Source organism: Saccharothrix espanaensis DSM 44229 (assembly GCF_000328705.1).
In the GTDB taxonomy this organism is placed as follows: Bacteria; Actinomycetota; Actinomycetes; order Mycobacteriales; family Pseudonocardiaceae; genus Actinosynnema; species Actinosynnema espanaense.
In genome coordinates this window covers 3,555,078-3,577,067 of sequence record NC_019673.1, presented here as the reverse complement: position 1 = coordinate 3,577,067, position 21,990 = coordinate 3,555,078, and the positions used below count along the sequence as shown (strand labels likewise).

At 70.4% G+C, this 21,990-nt stretch carries 21 protein-coding genes and 1 pseudogene; 10 read left to right on the top strand and 12 right to left on the bottom strand.

The features are described from left to right. Positions 1-335: 335 nt before the first annotated feature. On the bottom strand, positions 336-641 hold the full coding sequence (locus tag BN6_RS16140; RefSeq protein WP_015100737.1) for a transposase: 306 nt from the start codon (positions 639-641) through the stop codon (positions 336-338). Positions 642-1,458: 817 nt separating this feature from the next. Here BN6_RS16140 and BN6_RS49610 point away from each other — a divergent pair. From BN6_RS49610 to BN6_RS50390, 3 genes are all read left to right on the top strand, one after another. Then, positions 1,459-1,878 carry an eCIS core domain-containing protein gene (locus BN6_RS49610; RefSeq protein WP_015100736.1) on the top strand — a complete coding sequence of 140 codons (420 nt, stop codon included), beginning with the start codon at positions 1,459-1,461 and terminating at the stop codon, positions 1,876-1,878. Next, the gene (locus BN6_RS47860) at positions 1,850-3,052 is read left to right on the top strand and encodes an eCIS core domain-containing protein (protein WP_015100735.1); all 1,203 of its coding nucleotides are present in this window, start codon (positions 1,850-1,852) and stop codon (positions 3,050-3,052) included. Before BN6_RS49610 ends, BN6_RS47860 begins: the two co-directional genes overlap by 29 nt. Positions 3,053-3,377: 325 nt before the next feature. Then, positions 3,378-3,860, top strand: a complete 483-nt coding sequence (locus tag BN6_RS50390) for a DUF7710 domain-containing protein (RefSeq protein WP_015100734.1) — start codon at positions 3,378-3,380, stop codon at positions 3,858-3,860. Here the strand turns inward: BN6_RS50390 and BN6_RS16130 are convergent. Next, entirely contained in the window at positions 3,810-4,103 is a 294-nt protein-coding gene (locus tag BN6_RS16130; RefSeq protein ID WP_015100733.1) for a hypothetical protein, read from the bottom strand. The two genes, BN6_RS50390 and BN6_RS16130, sit on opposite strands and share 51 nt — an antisense overlap. Positions 4,104-4,237: 134 nt before the next feature. Continuing rightward, entirely contained in the window at positions 4,238-6,331 is a 2,094-nt protein-coding gene (locus BN6_RS16125) for a hypothetical protein (protein ID WP_041312925.1), read from the bottom strand. Between the two features lie 350 nt (positions 6,332-6,681). On the opposite strand from BN6_RS16125, the pseudogene BN6_RS50025 reads away from it, so the two are divergent. Next, positions 6,682-7,101 (top strand): annotated as a pseudogene (locus BN6_RS50025) (recombinase family protein); the annotation flags it as partial. A gap of 151 nt (positions 7,102-7,252) precedes the next feature. Then, a complete protein-coding gene (locus tag BN6_RS16120; RefSeq protein ID WP_231905309.1) occupies positions 7,253-7,549 on the top strand; it encodes a DUF6247 family protein in 297 nt (98 codons plus the stop codon). Positions 7,550-7,835: 286 nt separating this feature from the next. Here the strand turns inward: BN6_RS16120 and BN6_RS16115 are convergent, their stop codons facing one another. Together BN6_RS16115 and BN6_RS16110 are read right to left on the bottom strand one after the other, a co-directional pair. Continuing rightward, positions 7,836-8,270 carry an RICIN domain-containing protein gene (locus BN6_RS16115; protein ID WP_015100729.1) on the bottom strand — a complete coding sequence of 145 codons (435 nt, stop codon included), beginning with the start codon at positions 8,268-8,270 and terminating at the stop codon, positions 7,836-7,838. A gap of 647 nt (positions 8,271-8,917) precedes the next feature. Continuing rightward, the gene (locus BN6_RS16110) at positions 8,918-9,289 is read right to left on the bottom strand and encodes a MerR family transcriptional regulator (protein WP_015100728.1); all 372 of its coding nucleotides are present in this window, start codon (positions 9,287-9,289) and stop codon (positions 8,918-8,920) included. A 126-nt stretch (positions 9,290-9,415) separates the two neighbouring features. Between BN6_RS16110 and BN6_RS16105 the strand changes: the two genes are divergently transcribed. Next, positions 9,416-10,588: an MFS transporter gene (locus BN6_RS16105; protein WP_041312922.1), complete on the top strand. Its 1,173-nt coding sequence runs from the start codon at positions 9,416-9,418 to the stop codon at positions 10,586-10,588. Then, positions 10,486-11,346, top strand: coding sequence for an IS5 family transposase (locus BN6_RS44890; RefSeq protein WP_231905308.1), 861 nt, complete (start codon positions 10,486-10,488; stop codon positions 11,344-11,346). The genes BN6_RS16105 and BN6_RS44890 overlap by 103 nt, the downstream gene beginning before the upstream one ends. 140 nt (positions 11,347-11,486) lie before the next feature. Here the strand turns inward: BN6_RS44890 and BN6_RS16095 are convergent, their stop codons facing one another. Further along, positions 11,487-12,410: a lipocalin family protein gene (locus BN6_RS16095; RefSeq protein WP_231905307.1), complete on the bottom strand. Its 924-nt coding sequence runs from the start codon at positions 12,408-12,410 to the stop codon at positions 11,487-11,489. 261 nt (positions 12,411-12,671) lie between these two features. Then, positions 12,672-13,601, bottom strand: coding sequence for a hypothetical protein (locus BN6_RS45680; protein ID WP_148302895.1), 930 nt, complete (start codon positions 13,599-13,601; stop codon positions 12,672-12,674). A gap of 237 nt (positions 13,602-13,838) precedes the next feature. On the opposite strand from BN6_RS45680, the gene BN6_RS16090 reads away from it, so the two are divergent. The 3 genes from BN6_RS16090 (at position 13,839) to BN6_RS16080 (ending at position 16,985) form a co-directional block, all read left to right on the top strand. Then, positions 13,839-14,912: an LLM class flavin-dependent oxidoreductase gene (locus BN6_RS16090; protein ID WP_015100723.1), complete on the top strand. Its 1,074-nt coding sequence runs from the start codon at positions 13,839-13,841 to the stop codon at positions 14,910-14,912. Continuing rightward, positions 14,909-15,493 (top strand): FMN reductase, encoded by a 585-nt coding sequence (locus BN6_RS16085; protein WP_015100722.1) that lies wholly within the window; start codon positions 14,909-14,911, stop codon positions 15,491-15,493. The genes BN6_RS16090 and BN6_RS16085 overlap by 4 nt, the downstream gene beginning before the upstream one ends. A 259-nt stretch (positions 15,494-15,752) precedes the next feature. Beyond that, positions 15,753-16,985 (top strand): MFS transporter, encoded by a 1,233-nt coding sequence (locus BN6_RS16080; RefSeq protein ID WP_231905306.1) that lies wholly within the window; start codon positions 15,753-15,755, stop codon positions 16,983-16,985. Here the strand turns inward: BN6_RS16080 and BN6_RS16075 are convergent. Genes BN6_RS16075 through BN6_RS16055 form a run of 5 tightly spaced genes read right to left on the bottom strand, consistent with a single transcriptional unit; the run spans position 16,963 to position 21,956 of the window. Further along, on the bottom strand, positions 16,963-17,883 hold the full coding sequence (locus tag BN6_RS16075; RefSeq protein WP_015100720.1) for a hypothetical protein: 921 nt from the start codon (positions 17,881-17,883) through the stop codon (positions 16,963-16,965). The genes BN6_RS16080 and BN6_RS16075 overlap by 23 nt on opposite strands. 60 nt (positions 17,884-17,943) lie before the next feature. Beyond that, positions 17,944-18,522, bottom strand: a complete 579-nt coding sequence (locus BN6_RS16070) for a SagB/ThcOx family dehydrogenase (RefSeq protein WP_015100719.1) — start codon at positions 18,520-18,522, stop codon at positions 17,944-17,946. Between the two features lie 29 nt (positions 18,523-18,551). Beyond that, a complete protein-coding gene (locus BN6_RS16065; RefSeq protein WP_015100718.1) occupies positions 18,552-19,841 on the bottom strand; it encodes a YcaO-like family protein in 1,290 nt (429 codons plus the stop codon). Further along, the gene (locus BN6_RS16060) at positions 19,838-21,187 is read right to left on the bottom strand and encodes a CocE/NonD family hydrolase (protein WP_015100717.1); all 1,350 of its coding nucleotides are present in this window, start codon (positions 21,185-21,187) and stop codon (positions 19,838-19,840) included. The genes BN6_RS16065 and BN6_RS16060 overlap by 4 nt, the downstream gene beginning before the upstream one ends. Next, complete coding sequence (locus tag BN6_RS16055; protein WP_015100716.1) at positions 21,177-21,956, bottom strand: hypothetical protein; 780 nt, start codon at positions 21,954-21,956, stop codon at positions 21,177-21,179. The genes BN6_RS16060 and BN6_RS16055 overlap by 11 nt, the downstream gene beginning before the upstream one ends. Positions 21,957-21,990 lie beyond the last annotated feature (34 nt).

The following is a 21,990-nucleotide window of genomic DNA, read 5'->3' as shown; positions in this document are numbered from 1 at the left end:
AGCAGAGCGTCAGAAGAGGCAGGGCATCGACCGTCGCGGATACAACCCCGGATTCGGGTTCCTCGACCACGTCACCGCGTACTGGCGGCAATCCTGAGTCGCCGCAACACAATCACCCTGACCCTGGCGGCCCGATTACTCCAACGGGACCGCTACACCCTGAGCTACCACGCACACCGGACCAGGCCGCTGCTGGCCTTCGCCGGACCCAACACCGCCGCGGTCCTCGGCCTGCCTCGCCGAACCCACCCACCCCGCACGCTCGAAGCCCTCAAAGCCGCGATCGAACACCACGAAAACATGATCAAAGCAGGCAGTAGTTGATTTACGGCTCCTCACCAGCGCGTCTCCCCTGCGAAATACCGGGCCGCCTTGCGCAGGATGTCGCGTTCCTCCTCCAGCTCGCGGATCCGCCTGCGCAGTGCGGCGTTCTCCTCCTCCGGCGAGGCCGGAGCCGAGGCGCTCGCGGTGGAGGCGGACGCCTCGGTGCGTTGTGCGTCGTCGAGCCGGATCCAGTTGCGCAGCGTCTCGTGGTTGACGCCCAGGTCCTGGGCCACCGATTTGATCGTCGCGCCCAGGCGGGACCGGCAGAGCGCGACCGCATCGGCCCGGAACTCCGGCGGGTAGTGCTTCATCACCATCTGAACGGGACTCCTGTCCACCCGGATCGTCAGGATCCAAGTGTGTCTGGTGTCCAACGTCCGGGGTCAGGGCCCAACCTCGATGAGGTGACACTGAGAGCTACTCTGCGCGTTGATGGCGCAGAGTAGCCACGACGCGGCCGAGCACCCCCAGGTCAGGTCACATCGGACATCGATGACGCTTATCCCCTCATCCACCGCCCGAACCCGACCGTCGCCCGCGTGGAGAGTGCGGCGAGGCACCTGCACCACCTTCACGCACGCGAGGCGGACCGGTCGCCGGCGGCGACTCGCCCAGACACCTTCGCAGTGCTGTCAGACATCGACGACCGGCGCAGTCCGCAGAGTGGACTCGGCGCATCCCGGCACCACCGCCTTGCAGCCTGGCCGTTCCGACCTCGATCCCGCACGCCGAAGGGTGCCCCGAAGGCGGCCAAGATCATGTGGTCGTCCTGAGCATGGCGACGAGGTGGTCCGCGCACGAAACCTGCATCCAGCCCGACACCACGACCCCGGCAAGACCCCGACAACAACCACCAAAGGGTAAAACTCAGGCTTAGGCGAGGAGGGAGCCTCGGCTGACTTGTCGTGCGTCCCGTGGTCGGCGGTCATTCGGTCGTAGACGACGCTGGGCAGGCGTCGTTCGAATGCGCACGTCGCCTCCGTCGAGGTCTTCGCGCCGGCTTTGCCGGTGTCGTGGTCGGCCCGGGTCGAAAGGGCAGGACAGGGACACGAACCTTGCCCTGGCTCCTCTGCAACGCCGGGCGGGTGCCCGGTAGGCATGAGAGGTCCGCCCGGATCTCTTGTTGGAGGAGCCATGCGCATTCGCGGCCGAGGTGAGGGCCGGGAAGTCGATCCACGTCGGGACGTGGCCGGGCCTGCGCGTTCGCAGCCGGCCACCCCGGCCGTCGAGGGGGTGCTGGCGCTCCAACGCGCGGTGGGCAACACCGCGGTGACCCGAATGCTCCAGGCCCGGCACGAGCCCCCTGCCGAGTGCGCCGACGACCGGGACCGGGACACAGCCGTGCAGCGGTCAGCGATCCACGACGTGCTCGACCGGCCCGGCACCCCGCTGGGCGCGGCGGTCCGGCAGGAAATGGAGTCCCGGCTCGGGGCAGACTTCTCCGACGTCCGGCTGCACACCGGCGCCGAGGCCCGCGAGTCGGCCGCCGGGATCGACGCCCCGCGCCTACACCTCGGGCAACCACGTGGTCATCGGGTCGGGTGGGGCCGATAGGCACACACTGGCCCACGAACTCACTCACGTGATCCAGCAAGGCCAAGGCCCCGTCGCGGGGACCGACCGGGGCGACGGGACGAGCATCAGCGACCCGTCGGACCGGTTCGAGCGGGCGGCGGAGGCCAATGCGACGCGGGTCATGGACAGCCCGACACCGCAGCCGGGCACGTCCGCGTCCGAGTCCGCGTCCGGAGGAGTGGCTGCCGACGTCCAGCGCGCACCGGCCGCGACCGGCGACGGGGACCTGACCGTACAGCGGATGGGCAACTGCTTCTCCAACGAACCCGACCAGGACGTCCCACTACCCACCCGGCGGCCCGATGGGCGGTCCGGAGGTCGACCGGGCGGGCAGTCGTCCGGCGGTCGGTCCGGTCGGTCCGGTCGGCGGTCCGGCGGGCAGTCGGGGTCCAGTGCGCTCGCGGCGCCCGTGCCCGTGCCGCTGCCCGCCGCGCAGCTCGGCGACATCCTCCGACGGTTCGGCATCCCCTTGCGCGAGTTGGAGTTCCGCATGTTCGACCCGCACGGGGTCCTGCTGAGCTTCATCGACGACGAAGAGATGATGGGCCTGCCGCTGAACCAGGCCTACACGTGGCTCACGCAGAACTTCACGAGCGTCTGCGGTGAGACGGTGAACATCCTCCGCGAAACGAGCTACCCGGACAGTGGCGCCCCGCAACGGATCTACGGCCTGGACCAGGTGCTCGGCCGGGTGTCCGAAGCGGGGGACGCCAACCTGGAGATCCACACCAACGGTCACACGTTCTTCGTCGAGCGGCGCGGGCCGGAGTGCCGGATCCTCCAGAGCTACATCGGGAGCTATTCCCTCGCGGACTCGCTCGCGGGCGCGTCGCACGCGGGCACCACGACCATCCAGACAGCCGACCTCGTCCGTCACCTGCGGGACATCGCACAACACCACATGACGGACAAACAGCGGACGCAGCCGTTCCGGGCCCATCCGGACGAGAACCGGCTGTTCGGCGGCCCGCTGTTCAACGAGCAGGACCTCCGGGGCGACGAGATCAACATCTGGTGCACCGCCACGTCCGCCATCCGCCCGGCCAACGACCAGGAGGCGAGCGTGACCACGCGGCTCAACCAGAACGCCGCCGTGTGGGACGAGATCCGGGACTCCTCGGTGATCACCAGCGCCTGGCTCTTCCCGAGCTGACGCGCGCCGCCGTGCTCGGACTGCGGTGGTTGCGATACGACCCGGGCTCGGCTTCGTGGGTGAGGCGGGTGAGCACCCAAGAACGGTACCGGCGGCACCCACTCGGTGGAGGGCAAGGCGTTCACCCAGGGCACCCGGTACCTCACGACCAGGATCACCGCGGCCGGCAGGAACGGCTTCCAGTCCGAGCCCGGCGGTACCGACTGGTCGCCGCGCGGGCCCTTCGTCCTTTTCGTGCGCGACACGAACACGAACCAGGAGAACCCGCGGCCGCACCGACTCCCCCGCCGCAGGCCCGACACCAGGAACACCCGCTTCCGTCGCGATGCGGGTGCTCGGGTACAACGACGTGGTGAGGGACCGCGACGAGGGAACGCGTCGTCACGACACCGTGGCACGACCGACGATCTGGATCTTCCACGATGATCGCGCACGTTTCGCGGCAGGCGTGTTCACCACCCGCGCGGAGGGGCTCGCCTGGGCCGCCCGCCACCACGTCACCGGAATCCTCACGGAGTACCCGATCGGCGGCTCGTACGACGTGGCCGTCACCGAAGGCCGATTCACCCCGACCCGACCGCACCACGGCACACCCGACCACGTCACCGGTTTCTCACCAGGCCTCGACCACCTACACCTGACAGACGGACAGCCACACCACCAAACACACACTTCTGCCGCGAGCCGCGCGTTCGGAACGTCCGTTTCCCTGCCGGCAACACGGCGACCGTGCCGTCTGTCACCACGGGCCGGCGATCTACGAACGCGGACTGCCCTTCGCCGGTCGATGGCAGAGGCCGCAGGGTGATGCCTCGCCGCCGACGTGGGTCCGGGCGAACCGTTCCAGCTCGGCTTTCGGCCCGCAGAACTTGATGTACTCCCCGGTCCACCGGTCGCCGCGCGCCGGGGCTCCCGCGATCGTCCGGCAGGTGGCCCGGTGCAGCTTCAGGTAGCCCGGCGTGGGGTTGCGGGTCGTGTTGAGCACGTACAGGTCGGAATGACCGGCCAACCACCGCTCGTATCCGGCGTCGTCGTCCTGGAAACGTTCCACGCCCACATCCTCCACCCGGCAAAGAAGACGAACGCCCGCTTCTGCCGATGAGCGGTCCCGCCCGCTGTCGGTGACTGCGGCAGGGATCCGATGCAGCTGTGCCCGATGGTCCGTATGGGCATCCCGGGATCGGGTCATTGGGTGGGGCGAAGCTGTTCCTTCGAGAGGTTGATGAGGTCCAGTCCAGCCGCCTGTGCCCGCGCGTGCGCGGACAGTTCGAGGTCGGTTGGGATGGTGTCGACGGCGGCGATCAGGTGGGTGTCGACGCCGAGGCGGGCGCTGGTGTCGAAGTCCCGATCGAGTTGTTCAGAGGTGAAGTCGCGGGCCTTCGACTTCACTTCACCTGCGATGTAGCGCTGGTCGTGAATTCCGACAACGTCGATCTCCCGGTTGGTGCCATCGTGGAACGTGGCCAGGGCTCCGCCGAGTAGGTGGGTTTGCGCGGAGCGCCGGGTCAGCGCGGCGATGACCAACAGGTGCGGCACCACTCCCTGGTCGCTGGCCCTGTCGACAAGAGTGTTGAGTCGGTAGTGAAGAGCGACGCTGTATGTGGTCTTGGTGTAGGTCGCGGTCGCCCGGCAGCCGGGGCACTTGGCCGCTGTCTCCGCAGCGGGGAGGGGGACGAAGCTGCGTACCCCGCAGCGGGCGCAATCTGCCTCGAATCCACGTTCGGCCCAGCCGATGGAACACAGCGTTTCCAGGGCGTCGACGGGGTCCACCGCTAGTTGGCCGATCCGTTCCACCAGCCCGGCTGCGCTGTCGTAGCGACGTTCGCCGCGTCCGCCCCACCGTGCGGCGAACTCGTCGATCTCCTCGTCGGACATGCCGTTCGAACGCATCTTCTCCATCTCACGCCGGTAGGCGGTGGCCCGTGGGGTGGTCAAGTGGACGACGGCCTCGTACACGGTCGGCCGCAGCAGCACCGACAGGTCCGTTCCGTCGGTCAAGGCTGCGGCGAGCCTGCCCTTCTCCGACAGACCCCAGGTCGATGTCTTCTCTCCGATGAGCACGTCCGTGGCGTCTCCCAGCGAGGGGACGGCGAGGTTCAACGGGTGGACGCCCATCGTGTTCGTGGCAATCTGTACCGAGCGGTCGCGCCAGACGGCGTTGTCGACGATCTTTCCGGCCAGGACGTCCCGGACGGGCAGGCCATCGAAAAGCGGACTGGTCAGACGGAGAAGGACCCGACCAGCTCCGTTGAAGGCCACCGGCGAGGGAGTTCGCAACTGGACGCGCCCGTCGGTGGCGAACACTTCCCGTTCCTCGACCTGTCCGTAGCGCCGAGAAAAGATCAACAGGTCCCGGATTTCGAGGTTCACCCGATAGGTGAACGGCGGGACTCGCGGCTTGGCGGACGAGCTGACCCCGGTCCGCAACTTCTCGCCGGTCGGGTGCAGCTCCAGCACGTGCTCGGCCAACCCGTGCAGCACGTCCTCCGGTACCGAGACGCTGCTGACAACCACGTCCGGCGCGAACTCGTCGAGCCGCGACAGTTGCCCGGCCAGGTCGCGACCGAAGCCCACCCAATGCTCCACCCCCGCGGCCGGCACCAGCACCATCGGACACGGCTCGAATCGCCTGGAACTCAACGCTCTCATGTTCCAGAACCACAAGCAGTCGCGGAACTCGTCCTCACCCACCACCCAGACGAGCGCAGGCACAGGCCATGCGCCCGCGGCATGGTTCTCGCCGAAGCTGTCACCCGTGCGATCCAGGAACGTCCCGCCCCACAAAGCAGCGCGGGCGACCTCGTCCCCGGTCCGCGGCCGCCGATGGCCGATCAAGTCGCCGTGCTCCTGCTCATGTTCAGCGGTGAAGTCTCCAGCGAGAACCGCCTGCCACAACGGTCCGTCCACACAACACACAACAGGTGCCTGTCCATCGGGGCCGCCCCGATCGTTCAACGACAAAGGGTGGACGGTAAACCGCGTCGGCCCCGAACGGTCGATGTCGGCCAGCGTGGTCACGGGCAGGCCGAACGACTCCGACACACGACGGGCCCGGTCCGTGCCCGCATCGACATCCACCAACCCCTCGACGGCAGAAGTGGCCACCACCTGCCGCCACCACCCATCGACCTCACCATCCGGGCGCACCGGCACGACCGGCTCGGCTACACCACCCCACCGGGTCGACGCTTCCCTGACCACCCGACGCAACCCGTCCACGCTGCCCTCACGGATGAGGTAGGCCGCGCGAGCAGGCAACACCTCGGCCTTCATCATCACCGGGCCCGAACGACTTCCTCCGACCATGACCGAAGATCACACCACACCTCCACTAAAACGCCACCCCACATGGGCCAGTCCACGACCGTGACACGGACCGCCGCCTCCGACAGGACGTCGTGCCGCCTGGCATCGACTCGCGCCCGCCGCCTCAATGCAGTGCGCATTTTGGAACGTCCGCATTTGCCGAGGTCCGGACGTTGGCGACGACGCCGACGCTTGGTATCCGCCTGTGGAGGTGCGCACTCACCTCGTAAACCGCGACGAGTAGGTGCACGATGATGCCAGCTCCGGAGTCTCGGATGACCAGTAGGCGGTGACATGAGAGAAGCCTGTCGTCCGAGGACTCGGTGGCGCCGGCTCAACGCGCCGTGAGTCGTTCCGTTTCGCCGGTGGAGGTAATCCACTTGATCGACGTCATCGTCGGGCCGATCAGGAACGCCATAGCGAGCGATGTCAGCACACGGAAATACGGCCCTCCCATCCCTGGGAAATCGTCGAGACGGGCGCACAAGCGACTGGAGGAGCTGCACAAGCTGGGGTGCTGCCGCTGCCGGGCAAGACCGCGTCATGCGCGCTGTCGGACCGCGCCGACCGTGCGGTGGCTGTTCGCCGAACGCCTGGCCGGACGCAGCATCGAGGACCTGGTCGAGATCCACAACCAGCGACGCACCCCATGCCCTGCCCAACACGACCCCGAACGCAACGCCCACCGCACGCGGCGCCGTTGGACCGCCGAGACCGTGACCACTATCCTGCGCAACCCACGCTACGCCGGGTGGGAGCGCGCGGAGCTGATCAACCGGCTGTTTCAGTTCCGAGAGACCCCCAGCGTTCCAGTTGCAGGCCACACCGCAGGGCAAGTGATATTTGATCTCGGCAGTGGCCATGCACCTGATGCCTGTCCTCGACCAACCGCCCGTGGCACCTGCCGCGGAGCCGCTGGCGATCCGGGCGTGCCTGACGCCGATGCTGACCGCCGAGTTCGACCGCGAGTGGGACCTCGCCCTGGACGAGGCGAAGCGGGCCAAGGACCTGGCCCCGGTACGGGAGCTGCTGGGCAAGTGGCGGCACATCGCCTACCGCGAACCTCGTGGCCCGGGTTCGTATTACCGGATGCCGGCCAAGGCCGAGCAGATCCAGCGTCGAGGCACCAACCCTGCGGCGGTGACGCTGGAGGAGATGAAGGCCGTCGTGCGCGGACGGCAGGCCGAGTAGCTCTTGCGACGTGGTCGAGGTCGTGCCGGTACTCCTGGAGACCTGGGCACTCGATCCGGACGCGCTCGCCGGCTACGCCCGCCACCACGACGCACCTGAGCGGCCTTCCGGCAGCATGCGCACAGATCAACGTCCGACGGGGTTCATGCCGGTCGAACCTACGCGCATCGCGCACCGCCGCCGTCCCGCCTGCTGGCAGGACGGGTCTACTCGGTGTCGGTCCGATACCTCACGGCGCCCACGATCCGAATGAGCGGGCGCACGAGAGGACCGACACGCACTCCTGTCATCCCGTCGTGCGGGTCACGCGGTCCGGATCCGGAACCGGAGTGGCATTCCAGCCGGTTTCCCGGGTGAACCAGCCCACGCCGACCCCGTCGGCCTGGTCCGGCCTGGCGGCCAGGAAGGTGCCCGGTTCCGACTCGGTGTTCCTGAGGCGGAGGGAGTACCGGTCGGTGTCGACCTGCCAGAGGGTCCGGGGCCTGCGCACGTTTTCGTGGTTGTAGCACGTGACGGTCTCGACGTCGCCGTCGCTGCCCGACGAGCCTTCCTTCGCGGCCAGACATTTCCAGGTGCCCTGGCTGATGAGCATGAAGGTGTTGTCTCCCTCGTTCCACCACTGCCACTGGTGGTGGTCGTTGTGGGAGTCGCAGGGTTTCGCGTACACGTTGCCCTGCCGGTCGCTGTCGACGCAGAAGCCCTGCGTGTAGCTGTGGAGCATCGTGATCGCGCACGGTCTTCGGTATGTCCTCGGCGGCACTCGCGGAAGGAGCCGTCACCAAATCGGAGCAAGGGCGAGCACGGACACGGCCACGGCCGCTCGGCGCATCGGGCGCAGAAGGGAGATTCCCCTTCGTCGTGGTTCCGGGTGGCCGGACGCCACCAGCCCCGACGGTCGCTCCCCTATCCCCACCCCGCACCCGGACCGCTCCACCCCATCGAGTGACCCCGGCCGGGCACCGTCTTCTGGACGCCTGCCACCGGTAGGTGTGCCACCTCCTCCGGACAAGCCGACCAGCGAACGCGCACAGCACCCTCAAGCGATCCGACCGGCCCAGCCGGCGCAGAAACGCCGCCCCGAAGCAAGCCGGTCAGCCCGATCAGACACGCCGGCAACCTGCACGAACACGCGACACTGGAACACGCGTCTGTACCAGTACGTGCGGCGGAAGTCCGCCAACATCTGCAACGCCCGGCCGTCCAGACTGCGCGAGGAGATGCCACGTTCTTGAGACTGATCGTGATGACATCGCCGTGAGACAGCCGGAAAACCGTAGTTCGCAGAAGATCGAGATGTCATCAGCGGTGAGACCCTACACGTGGGGTCTCAAATTCGACCGGCAACAGGCCCAGCGGACCCGACGTCGATTATGAGGCTCGGATATTGCGGCGTACGGCGTCGAGGTAGTTGGTGATGGCTCGGTGGTTCTTGGTGAGGCATTCGATTTTCTCGGCCATGCGATCGCGTTCGCGTTCGAGCGTTGCGATCATGTCCGGCGTGACGTAGGGCATGTGGATCGTGCGTGGGGTGTTCAGGCAGGGCAGGATCTGCTTGATGATCCGTGTGGGCAGCCCTACGTCGAGCAGGCCCCGCACCTGGAGAACCCGGTCGACGACGTACTCCTCGTAGTCCCGGTATCCGTTGGGCAGTCGATTCGACTCGATGAGCTCCTGCTCCTCGTAGTAGCGCAGCAACCTCATCGGAGTCCCCGTGCGCGTCGACAGCTCACCGATCCGCATGTCCCTCTCCTCGCCCTGGTGTGGCCGGCGTTCTGCGACTCGGCAGACGCCGAGTTGACCTTCACACTGATGTCACCCATCGATGATAAGGCTATGACACGATCAGATGCCCTGCCACCTCGCTCGATGACGAACGCCCGGCTCCCGCTGGCGGGTCTTCTGGCCTTGGCCACCACCGGGTTCATCACGCTCCTGACCGAGACGATGCCCGCCGGGGTGCTTCCCGAGATGAGCCGAGACCTGGGCGTGAGCGAGACCGCTGCCGGGCAGAGCGTCACCGTCTTCGCGATCGGCGCGATCCTCGCCGCGATCCCGCTCACCAAGGCGACGATCGGCTGGCCGCGCCGACACCTGCTGCTGGTGGCGATCGCGGGCTTCGCGATCGTCAACACCGTCACCGCGCTCTCCGAGAGCTTCGCGCTCACGCTGGCCGCCCGGTTCCTCGGCGGCATCGTCGGCGGGTTGCTCTGGGCGTTGCTGGCCGGTTACGCGGTACGGATGGTTCCCTCACATCAGCGCGGCAAGGCAATGGCGATCGCGATGGCGGGCGCGATCGTCGCGCTGTCCGTCGGAGTTCCCGCTGCGGCGCTCACGGCCAAGCTCGTCGAATGGCGGTACGCGTTCGGGATCATGACCGTCCTCACGCTCGCGTTGATCGCGTGGGTCATCGCGGCGGTGCCGAACTTCCCCGGACAGCCCAAGGGCTCACGGCTCCCGCTCGCCCGCACCTTCCGCATTCCCGGCGTGGCGCCCGTGCTCCTCGTGACCCTCACGTTCGTGCTCGCCCACAGCATCCTCTACACCTACATCGCCCCGTTCCTCACGCCGCTCGGCATGGCAGGTCAGGTCGACGCCGTGCTGCTCACGTTCGGCCTGGTGTCGCTGGTGAGCATCTGGATCGCCGGAGCGCTCGTCCACCGGCACCTGCGCCTCCTCATGATCCTCGCGTGTGCGCTCTTCGCGACATGCACGCTGCTGCTCGGCGCCTTCTCCGGCGCGCCTGCGCTCGTCTACGCCGGCGCAGCGCTCTGGGGGCTCGCGTTCGGCGGCACCTCCACCCTGTTGCAGACCGCAGTCGCCGAAGCGGCAGGCGACGCCGGCGACGTCGCCCAAGCGCTCCTCACCACCGGGTGGAACGTCGGAATCGCCGGTGGTGGCATCATCGGAGGCATCGTCCTCAGCGGATCGGACGCGTCATGGCTGAGTTGGGTCGCGCTCGCACTGCTCGTCCCCGCACTCGCCACTGTGCTCACGGCACGCGAACACGGGTTCGCCAAGGGAGAACTCGGCAGCCGCTGAACCACCGCTGCCCGCGACCCGAGCACAACCCGGTGTCGAGGACCTCTCCGTGCCGGCCGAGGAGTGGGACCTGCACAGCTTCTGGGTCAACGACACGCCGATGGTCCACGGCAACCCCTTCGTCGCCGACACGGCCGCCGACACCGACGGTGCATCGCCGGTTCGCGATCTGGGCCGGGGCGGGGGTGTGGGCCCGTCTGCATCGCGCGGTGCCGGCGAGAATGACCGGAGCGGGGCTGGTCGATCTGTCCCGCGTGCTGCTGGACACCGCGCACGTGAGGGCGAAAAGGGGGCGGGCACACGGGTCCGAGTCCTGTGGACCGGGGCAAGGCGGGTACGAGTTGCATGTCCTGTCGGACCGTTCGGGAATGCCGCTCGTGGTCGGCATCTCACGTGGCAACGTCGTTGACGCCGACGGTCTGAAGCCGATGGTGGCGGGTCTGCTCTCGCGGCACGATCCCGTCCGCAGCCGTCACGGCAAGCCTCGCAAACTGCACGTCGACAAGGCATACGGCACCGCCGAGCTGCGGCGATGGCTACGCGGCAAGCGGATCGGAGTCCGTATCGCCCGCAAGGGCGTCGAGTCCTCCCAACGCCTGGGTCGTCACCGTTGGGCCATCGAACGCACCATGTCCTGGCTGACCGGCTACCGCCGCCTCTCGCCCTGCTACGAACGGCATCCCTTCAACTACCTGGCCTTCCTGGGCTTGGCTGCGGCCCTGCCCTGTTGGAAGCGTTTCCTCAAAGCCACCATGTAGGACATGGTCTTGATGAACGGCTCCGGACCAAGCTCCTATCAGGCCTGTTCAGGCTGGCCGGTGCGCAACACAGCCGGCGACGCCGGGCGGCCCCTGCCGCCTGTCGGCTACAGCAGAGAACACCCGGCGCCGCTGGAGATTCAGGAGTGCCAGTCGCCGAACATCTCGACGAAGTTCCTACCGGCGACTTTGGTGCCGTGGTAGGTGCCTTCGAACGCGGCGGTGGCCTCCAGACGCCCGTTGCCGCCGAGGAGGATCTCCTGCCCCGGGTTGCCGGTGACTCGCACCGTGAGACGGGTCTTCAACGCCGGGATGCTGACGATCCACCGGGTCGGGTACCTCTGTCCGGTCGTGGGGCTGGTCCAGTGCTCACTCGCGTCGTCAGCGAGCGGCACGACGGATGCCACCTCGTAGGAGCCGTCCTTGCGCAGAACCGTTGCCCAGGTGTGCGTGTCACCGTCGGCGCGGACGGCGTCCCAGATGGCCACCGCATCACCGTTGGGCATGTTGAGGTTCATCCAGCTCCAGTGATTGCCCGGTGCCCCGTCGGTCGGCCCCCACTGACGGTCCAGCCAGGACTGGCCGGTGATCTGCCGGGAGCGCCCGTCGAGGGTGAGGGTGCCGGTCGTCCGCAGGTCGGGAAGGGCGAACTCGTAGTTGGTCTGGCCGAAGAGGGAGAACGCTCCGGTGCCGCCGTAGTTCAGGGCCGGTCCACGCGCTTGAAGCACGACGTCGAGGGAGCCCCACGGCACGTCGAGGGAGACGGACATCCGCTGCGCGTCCCCTGTCCACCTGAGACCGGGCGCCGTGATGTCGAGGCCCGTCGTGCTCCAGGCGTAGTCCCCGGCGTCGACCCTGGTGGCGTGGCTCTTGTACCAGCCGGTGGTCGCGTCGTGAACGGAGAACAGCAGCAGGTTGCCCGGCCCCTTCGGGATGCGCACGGTGTGCACCAGCAGGCCGATGTCGTGACCCCCGGAGTTCACTCGACTGGTGAAGTAGATCGAGTCGGCCCAGTCGTCCTCCGGACCCGGCGTCTTGGCGCCGAGATCCGCGGCCGGATCCACCAGTGCCGGGATCCCGCTGGCGACAACCGTCCCCGCGGGTGCGGGGTTCCTGTCGTCGGCTCCTGCCAGAGGTGAGCTGACCGTCGAACCCAGCATGGCTGCCAGGGCCGCGGCAGCGGCCAGTTTGGTTCCGATACTTCGTCGCATGGGGACCTTCCGGGCACGTAGCGATACTTTGTATTACCAACTAAACCCAGTATGGTTTGTATTACAAACGATGTCAAGCGGCGGCCCCGACGACGTCACAACGCTGCTGACCCGTCACACCGGGAGCACCGTGCCCCGCACGACGACCCGCTCTCCGACGCGGTCAACCGCACGTCGGCGCGAACTTCGAGGTCGGTGGTCGAGCGGAGGGAGTGGTGTGATCGGCGCAGGACGTTCACGCGCCCGCCGCCCAGCAACGGCTTGTCCTCCGGACCGGCGAAGTACGGGTCGATCAGGATGGGGCGGTGGTCGTTTCGGCTGGGGCAGTACTGGTTGCGCCAGCGCCCGCACGATCCACCAGTGCCGGTATTCGCGCGTGCCCTTCCCGAAGTCGTCGTCGGGACGGCCAGAAGGCTCGGTACGGGCACGCCCCAGGCCGATGTAGCGCACGGTGGGATCAAGAACCAGGTCGAGGCGTGCGATCCGGCGTCGGGCAGCGCGAGGCGCGATCATCGGTTCCGAACGCACCAACGTCTGCCCCATCAGCGGCCGCGTCACGAGGATGGTGCGCTGCGAGCCGTTGCAAGCAGCCGATCGGCTGTGACACAGGGCCGCCCTGCCGGGAAGTCGTCCGTGTGCCTCCCCCAGCGGATCGGTGCTCTGCCGCGACAACTGCAGGGACCGGGTCAGAAACGACGGCATTGCGGTGGTCGGCGGTGGCGGAGGCGTAGTCGGCGGGCGGCGGATCCCGGTGCGGGCGGCGAGGGTGTTCCAGCGTGGGGCGGGCAGCGGGGTGGTGTAGTCGAGGGTGCGGCGGCGGGCGTGGTCGATCGGGCTGCCGTGGGTGTCGAAGTGGTGGGCGATGCGGTGCAGCGCGGTGCGTCGGGCGGGCCAGTCGGGTCCGTCGGCGAGGCACCGCAGGGTCGCGGGTGCGTCGTCGACGGAGACCCCGCGACCGAGCAGGGCGATGGTCCATGGGATGGAGCGCCCGGTGCCGGAAGCGAGGGTCACGCAGGCGAGCGCGCCGCGGAACAGGCGGCGCACGCACCAGTGCGGAGCCTGCCGGACGGGTGCCCGCAGCCGGGGCACGCCCGCGCCGGTCAGCGCAGCAGCGCGACGATGGCGGCGGCGCGCCGGACCGGATCGCCCCTCTGCCCCGCCCCTGGTGCCCGACCCCGCCGTGGCGTGGGCCGCGCCACCCGGCAACGGCGGAATAGACCCGGCTGGGGTACTGTTGGGACAGGTAGTTGAACTCGCAACTACTTGGATCGAGGAGCGGCTATGCAGTTCGGGGTCTTCACCGTCGGGGACGTCACGCCCGACCCCACCACGGGGCGGACGCCGACCGAGGCCGAGCGGATCAAGGCGATGGTCGCGATCGCGCTCAAGGCCGAGGAGGTCGGGCTGGACGTGTTCGCCACCGGCGAGCACCACAACCCGCCGTTCGTGCCCTCCTCGCCCACCACGATGCTCGGGTACGTCGCCGCGCGCACCGAGCGGCTGATCCTGTCCACCGCGACCACGCTGATCACCACGAACGACCCGGTCAAGATCGCCGAGGACTTCGCGATGCTCCAGCACCTGGCCGACGGCCGGGTCGACCTGATCATGGGCCGAGGGAACACCGGACCCGTGTACCCGTGGTTCGGCAAGGACATCCGCGACGGCATCGACCTGGCGATCGAGAACTACCACCTGCTGCACCGGTTGTGGCGGGAGGACGTCGTCGACTGGGAGGGCAAGCACCGCACGCCGTTGCAGTCCTTCACCTCGACGCCGCGCCCGCTCGACGGTGTGCCGCCGTTCGTCTGGCACGGCTCCATCCGCAGCCCGGAGATCGCCGAGCAGGCCGCCTACTACGGCGACGGGTTCTTCGCGAACCACATCTTCTGGCCCAAGGAGCACTTCATGCGGCTGATCACCCTCTATCGCGAGCGCTTCGAGCACTACGGGCACGGCACGGCCAGTCAGGCGATCGTCGGCCTGGGCGGTCAGGCGTTCATCCGGCCCAACTCGCAGGACGCCGTGCGCGAGTTCCGCCCGTACTTCGACAACGCCCCCGTCTACGGCCACGGCCCGTCGCTGGAGCAGTTCACCGACCAGACCCCGCTGACCGTCGGCAGCCCGCAGGAGGTCATCGACAAGACGCTGACCTTCCGCGAGCACTTCGGCGACTACCAGCGCCAGCTGTTCCTGGTGGACCACGCCGGCCTGCCGCTCAAGACCGTGCTGGAGCAGCTCGACCACCTGGGCGAGATCGTGCCCGTGCTGCGGGCCGAGTTCGCCGAGGGCCGCCCGGCCGACGTGCCGGACGCGCCGACCCACGGCTCGCTGCTCACGGCGGCCGTGCGATGACCACGCTCGCCGTGGTGTCCGCCGGTCTCGGCGAGCCGTCGTCCAGCCACCTGCTGGCCGACCGGCTCGCCGCCGGGGTCGGCGCGCTCGCGCCGGTCACCGTGCGGTCGGTGCACCTGCGCGACGTGGCGCGGGACATCGCCGACAACCTCGTCGCCGGGTTCCCCAGCGCCCGGTTGAAGGCGATCGTGGACGACGTGGTCGGCGCGGACGCGCTGGTCGCCGTCACGCCGACGTTCAACGCGTCCTACAGCGGCCTGTTCAAGTCGTTCTTCGACGTGCTGGAGCCGGACTCGCTGGTCGGCAAGCCGGTGCTGATCGGCGCGACCGGCGGCACCGAGCGGCACTCCCTGGTGCTGGACTTCGCGCTGCGCCCGCTGTTCGCCTACCTGCGGGCGGCCGTGGTGCCGACCGCGGTCTACGCGGCGTCCGCCGACTGGGGCTCGCCGCAGGGCCTGTCCGACCGCGTCGACCGCGCGGCGGCCGAACTCGCCGGCGTGCTGGCGGGCCGTGCGCCCGCCAGGCCCGCCGACGAGTTCGCCGACGTGGTGCCGTTCGAGCAGCTCCTCCACCGCCCGTGACCGCAGAGGCCCGCCCGGCACCGTCCGGGTGGGCCTCGCGACCGGCGGACGCCTTGCCGTGGAAGGGTTCCCGACCGGCACGCGCGTGCCGGCCATCCCCTCGAATCCGGTGGACCGGCCGGCTGCGCTGCCAGTGCGGGGTGATCGCCCGCAGCGACCTGGTCCGCCAACGCCACGTGGCGCAGGTCTGGGCTGGACGAGGGTCGGTGCGGGACGGGGCGGGTTGTTAGATGAACATGGCATTCATTAGCATGATGTGGTGACCGTGACCCTCGACGCGCCCGCGCGCGATTTTCGGCGCTACCTGAACGCCCGGCTGCTGTCCGTGGCCGGCAGCATCGTCGCGGTCGTCGCGCTGCCGGTGCTGGTCTACCAGCTCACCGGCTCCACCGCGTGGACGGCGGCCGTCGCGATGGCGGAAGCGTTGCCGTACCTGGTGTTCGGGCTCCTCGCCGGCGCGGTCGCCGACCGGGTGGACCGGCAGCGGTTGATGGTGGCGATGGACGTCGTGGTGGCGGTCGCGATGGTGACCGTCCCGGTGGCGTGGTGGCTCGACGCGCTGACCGCCCTGCACGTCGTGGTGGTGGCGTTCCTGGTGCAGAGCGCGTTCGCGTTCTTCGACGCCGCCAACTTCGGCGCGCTGCCTTCGTTGGTGGGCAAGGAGAACATCACCTCCGCCTACGCCAAGCTGTTCGGCCGCAGCACGATCCTGGAAACCGTCCTGCCCGCGCTGGCCGGCGCGGCGGTCACGGTCGTGGCCCCGGCCACCCTGCTCGCCGTCAACGCGGTGACCGCCGCCGGGTCGGCGATGCTGGTCCGGGCGATCCGGGGCGCGCTGTCCACCCCGCGCACCGACTCCACCACCGTCGCCGGCGACATCGGCACCGGGTTGCGCTTCCTGTGGCAGCACAGCATCATCCGCACGCTGACCCTGGTCGGCGCGACGCACTCGGCCGCCGCCGGCGCCTGGGTGGCGATGATGGTCCCGTGGGCGGACCGGGTGCTCGGCGTCGCCCCGTCCGGGGACCTGCGCTTGGCGGTGCTGTTCGGCTGCTGGGGCGCGGGCGCGTGGCTCGCCTCCCGGCTGCTGCCCGCGCTCACCGAGCGGTGGGGCGGGGCACGGCTCGCGCTGGGCGGGCTGCCGGTGTCGTTGCTGTGCGCGGGTTCGGTGCTGCTGAGCACGCATTGGGTGCCGGCCTGCCTGGGCGCGATCGCCTGGGGCGCGGCGCACTCCACCGTCGTGCTCAACTCCATCACCTACCGCCAGCGGATGTGCCCGCCCGAACTCCGGTCCCGGGTGAACACGACGGCCCGGATGCTCTCGTGGGGTCTCGGGCAGCCCGCGGGCGCGGCGCTCGCGGGCGCGGCGGCGGTGCTCGCCGGGCCGCGCGCCGGGCTGGCGGCCGGCACCGGCGTGCTGCTGGTCGGGGTCGCCCTGGCCTGGGCGACCCCGACGCTGCGCCGCGCGGCTAGCTCCGGTGATGCGGGCTAGGCCATTTCCAGCGGAATCCGTAGCCGCCCGGACCGAAATCGAGCGCGACCCCGAGCAACGACCCGCCGGCGTCCATTTCCACCGGCCGAACGTCCTCGTCCGGGCCGCCGGTATTTCGGTACGACTTGCATTCCACCGGCCGGGCCAACGGGTCGAACGCGACCTCCAACACGTATTCGCGCACCGGCAGCCGGAATTTCCGCCCGCACTCGGTGGCGACCGGGTACGGCGGCCGGTTCACCAGTTCGTGCTCGATGACGATGCTGTCGCCGTACCGCAGCGCCCGGTCGAACAGCAGCTCGGCGACCACCAGCCCGGCGGCGGGCTGGGCGACCAACCGGCCCACCGTGCAGTGCCGCAACGGGCGCAGCAGCGGCAGCGGCCGGTCGCGCTCGTCGACGTGCACGACGACCACCCAGCGGTCCGCGCCGTCCGCCTCCGCCCGCAGCACGTGCCGCGACCGGATGCCGCGCTCACCGCGATCCGGGCCGACGGTGACGAAGTCGTGCTGGCTCAGCCTGGTCAGCCGGGCGTCCCAGCTCGTGTCGACCTGCCGGATGGCCCAGTCCACCTCGTCCGGGTCCGACCAGAGCGTGCTGATCGGGACCGGCTGGTCGGGTACCCGCTTGAGCCACCGGCCGCGCGGCCGGGGCGGGCCCAGCAGACCGGCCAGGTAGCCGGTGGGCAGGGCGAGGATCTCCTCCAGGTGGCCGATGGCGGCCAGTGACGAGCGGCGTTCGGGCCTGCTGCGGCCCGACTGCCAGTAGCTCAACGTCGCCAGGCTGACCTTCACCCCGTGCTGCGCGAGGTGCTCGCGGATGCGTTCCAGTCCCAGCCCGCGCTCCGCGATGGCGGCCCGTAAGGCCCCGGCGAATGTGTCCGTTCTCGCTGTGTCCATAGCAACTCCCCCTTGCTGCCCGCACAACGGTATTGCGCGGATCGTTCGGGGGGAATGGCCTTATGGACACTTCTTATGCCCGGATGCCGGTGGGATCGATCCGCCGACCACGAACAGGGCCAGCGCCACGTCCTGTTCTCCACCCCTGACAAGGGCTTTCACCGCGTCGTCGGCGAATCCGGCGACGGCGCAGCAGCTCAGCCCCAGGGCGGTCGCCACCAGGTACAGGTTCTGCACCGCGACGCCCGCGTCCAGGTGCGCGGTGCGGTAATGCCGAGGACCGTATTTCGCCAGCCCCGGCCCCATCCGTCCGGTTAGGACGATCACGGCGCGGGCCCGGCGGGCGAACTCCTCCTGGGCGAACACCCCGGCCAGGTCGGTGGTTCCGGTCGGGCACAACGCGTGCGGCTCGCGCAGGTACTCGAAGACGTCGCCGTCCAGCACGACGTGGACGCGCAGCGACGGCAGGCCGCCGGCGGTGGGGTTGGTGCCCAGGACGTGCTGGACGCCCGGGACGTCCGCGTGGACGCGGCGCTGCACGCCGACCGCGTAGTGCAGCAGCGAACCCAGCTCCAGTCGGCTCAACGGCCCATAGGAGTAGCGCGACCGGCGGGACAGCAACGCCTCCGCCAGCGTCATCGCCGGTTCCTCCGGCTCGGGCAGGGTGATCACAGGAACGGCGGCGGGTCGAGCAGCACCGACGCCGGGTCGCCCCAGCGCGGCAGGCCCAGGTAGCGGAACGCGGCGGGCGCGTTGGGCACCAGACCGGTCGCGCACACCCGCACCACCCGCAGGCCGGCCTCGGCGACGTCCTCGGTGGTCAGGTCGACCGTCGCGATCCGGTTGCCCGCCAGGCTTTCGCGCAGCGCGGGGAGATCTCCGCGCGTTTGCGGTCTCGTCATCCGCTCGGGCCGGGTGAAGCGGGGCAACAACTCCGCCTGCACCCGGGGGTCCAGCCAGACCTGCACCTGCGCGCCCAGGTCGCGCACCTCGGCGTACTCGGCGCCTGCGTCGTCGCGGTAGCGCCGGTCGGCGCGGTGCGGCAGGTACAGGCCGCGCGCGAGGATCCCGGCCTCGATCGAGCGGAACACCCACCCGTCGGCCTCCAGCAGGCCCTGGGTGAAGATCCAGGTGTGCACGGCCTCCAGCACGGCCTTGGTGCACGCCTCGACGGGGTCGAACCGGGCCGCTCCCCCGCCGGCGACGATGCCGGTGGTCCGGTCCACCACGACCGCGCCGACGCACGACACCGGGTGCTCGGTGGGCAGTTCCACCAGGTGCACCTCCAGCGGGCAGTCGGCGAGTTCGGCGGCCAGGCCGGGGACGTCGTCCACGGCGATGCCGGTCGTCGGCGCGCCCAGGTGCCACCACCGCTCCAGGGCGTCGCGCTCGACGAGTTCGAGCAGGGCGCGGGTGAACGCGTCCTCGGTGCTGACGCCGGTGGCGATACCGGCGTAGTTCAGGTGGTGCAGCCGGGGTTCGGTTCTGCGTTCGCCGGAGTGGTAGTTCAGATACGCCCACGAAGCGGGAAGGAGGCATATTTCACCTGATTCCTCGCCTTCCACCCACGCGATCGGCACATCACCGGTGAACGGTCGATACGGGAAACCCCGGGTGGCGTGTTGCCGGGCGGTGAAGAACGGCAGGTCGGCCGGGCCGAAATGCGGGATTCCGGCCGCTTTCAGTTCATCGGCGCTCGCCCTGCGCAGGCCAGGCGCGACCCGGTTGCCGCAGTAGCGCTCGACGGCCTCGCCGACCGCCGCCGCGCGGGCCGCGTCCACGTCGCCGAAGGTCGTGCCCAGGCTGACCCGGTCGGCGGGCCACGCGCCCAGCCGCCGGGCGTCGGCCACCTCGGCGGTGACGGCCCGGTAGCGGCGCGGCGCGCCGGGCACCGCCTCGACGTCGACCAGCCTGCGCACGATCCCGGTCAGCGGGTCCACCAGCAGCGGCGCGGTCACGATGCAATCTCCTCGGGTAGGTCGGCGGCCCGGACCTCGCCGGAACCGGTGGGGTGCCAGGGGATCCGGGCGCGGGCGTGCCGCACGGCCCGGTGGCTGGGGTGCAGCGCGGCGGCCCGCACGGGGTCCTCGCCGGTGTGCGGGTTGCGGGCGTGCCGGGGGAAGTGGTGCCCGGCGACCTCCAGCCGCAGCCGGGTGCCCTCGGGCAGCGACCGGCCGACCGGCGGGAGGTCGAGCACGACCCGCCGGGGCACGCCGGGCCGGTGCCGGACCCGGGTGACCGCGTGCGCGAGGTGGATCCCGTCGTGGGACAGCCGGACCACCCAGTCCGCGTCGGGCACGTCGGCCACCGCGTCGAGCAGCACGGTGGCCGCGCCGCGCAGTTCGCCGCCGGGCAGCGGCGGGGTGAGCAGCACGCCGCTCGGGTCGTCGGTGATCGGCGCGCCCGGCGGCACCGACCGGAACGGGCGGGCCGGGTCGGCGCGGAACTCGGCCCGGACCACCTCCAGGTCGACCGGGACGGCCGACGCGGTCTGCCGCCGCCAGCCGTCGACGGCGTAGAAGACCTTGTCCCCCTTCAGGTTGTCCAACGCCCTGGCCCACGCCAGGTAGAGCGCGCCGATCCGCCGGCCGGCCAGGGCCGCGCCGGGTTCGGCGGCGTCGAGCGCGTGCGCCCACGGACCCAGGACGAGCCGGGTGGGTCCGCCCCAGCCGCGCGCCAGCCGTTCGGTGTCGGCGGCGAACGGGTCGTGCAGACCGCCGACCGCGAGCAGCGGCATCCTCAAGCGGGGCAACGCGTCCCAGAGTTCGCCGGTGCGCTCGGGCGCGGTCCACAGGTCGTCCCAGCCGGTCACCAGGTCGACCACCGGGGTCGCGGCGAGGTCGGCGGACACGGCGGTGGCCGCGTGCTCGCCCCACCAGCCGACCCGGCAGGCCAGCCGGGCCGCGCCGCCGGGTTCGCGGGCGGTCTCGCCCAGCCCGAGCGCGGGGACGGCGGCCAGCACGCCGACCACGGCGTCCGGCGCGACGATGGCGGCGGTCACCGCGCAGTACGCCGCGTAGGACGCGCCGGCCGTGATGATCCGGCGGAAACCCAGCCGCCGCACCGCGTCCACGACCGTCGCGCCGTCGTCGGCCTCGTCCCGGTAGGGCCGGAAGCGGCCGGCCGAGCCGTGCCGGCCGCGCACGTCGCCGACGACGCAGGAGAACCCGCGCCGCCGCCACGCCTCGGCCTCGGCGAGGTGGTGGTGCCGCCCGTAGGGGGTGCGGATGAGCACCAGCGGGGCGTCCGGGTCGGCCGCGACGAGGGTGTGCGCCAACCCCGCCACGGTGAACTCACGGGGCACTGGCGGGCACCGGGAGCACCGGGTGGTCGGCCAGCGCGCCGGTGTCCAGGTCGAGGACGCGCAGCCGGCGGTGCGCCGGGATCGCGTCCGGGGTCAGCGAGTTGCGGGTGACCGGCAGGTCGGCGGCCCACCGGGCGAGGTCCTTCACGGCGAGCGCGGCGACCAGCAGGAGCTCGGCCGGGTCCGGGGTCTCGTCGCCGAGCACGGCGTTCTCCCCGGCCCAGTAGGCCCGCAGGTGGCGGTGGCCGGAGCCGGCAGCGGCGAGCCGGCGGGCGCGGACGTCCCGGTGGGACACGCCGATCGGCTCCAGCAGCACGTGCCGGCCCTCGCGGCTGATCCGCTGCCAGCCGATGCCATGCCCGGCCAGCGGGTCGAGGTCGAGCCACCGGTCGGGGGCCGGGCCGTCGTGCCACCCGCAGACCGCCGCCGGGCGCCGCTCCAGCAGCTCGTCCAGACCGGTTTCCCCCGGCAGCACAACCGGGTTCGCGCCGGCCAGGCGCAGCGCGTCGACCAAGGCGGCGCCGGGCCCGGCGAGCACGGCGACCGTGCGCCGGTCGACCGGCCAGCTCGCCCGCCGGCCCAGGTGCCCGGCGCGGTCGAACGCCGAGAGCTCCGGCGGGACCGGCGCGTCGGCCCGGGTCAGGGCCGCGCGGACGCCGCCGACCGCCTCGTCGGACAGCGCGACGGCGAACAGCTCGCCGGCCGCGTCCCGCAGGACCGCGCCGGACGGTCCGGTGAACAGCGCCGTGCCGGGCTTCAGGGTTTCCACGCGGTCCTCCAGGGCCGGGAAGGGGTCCGGGGCC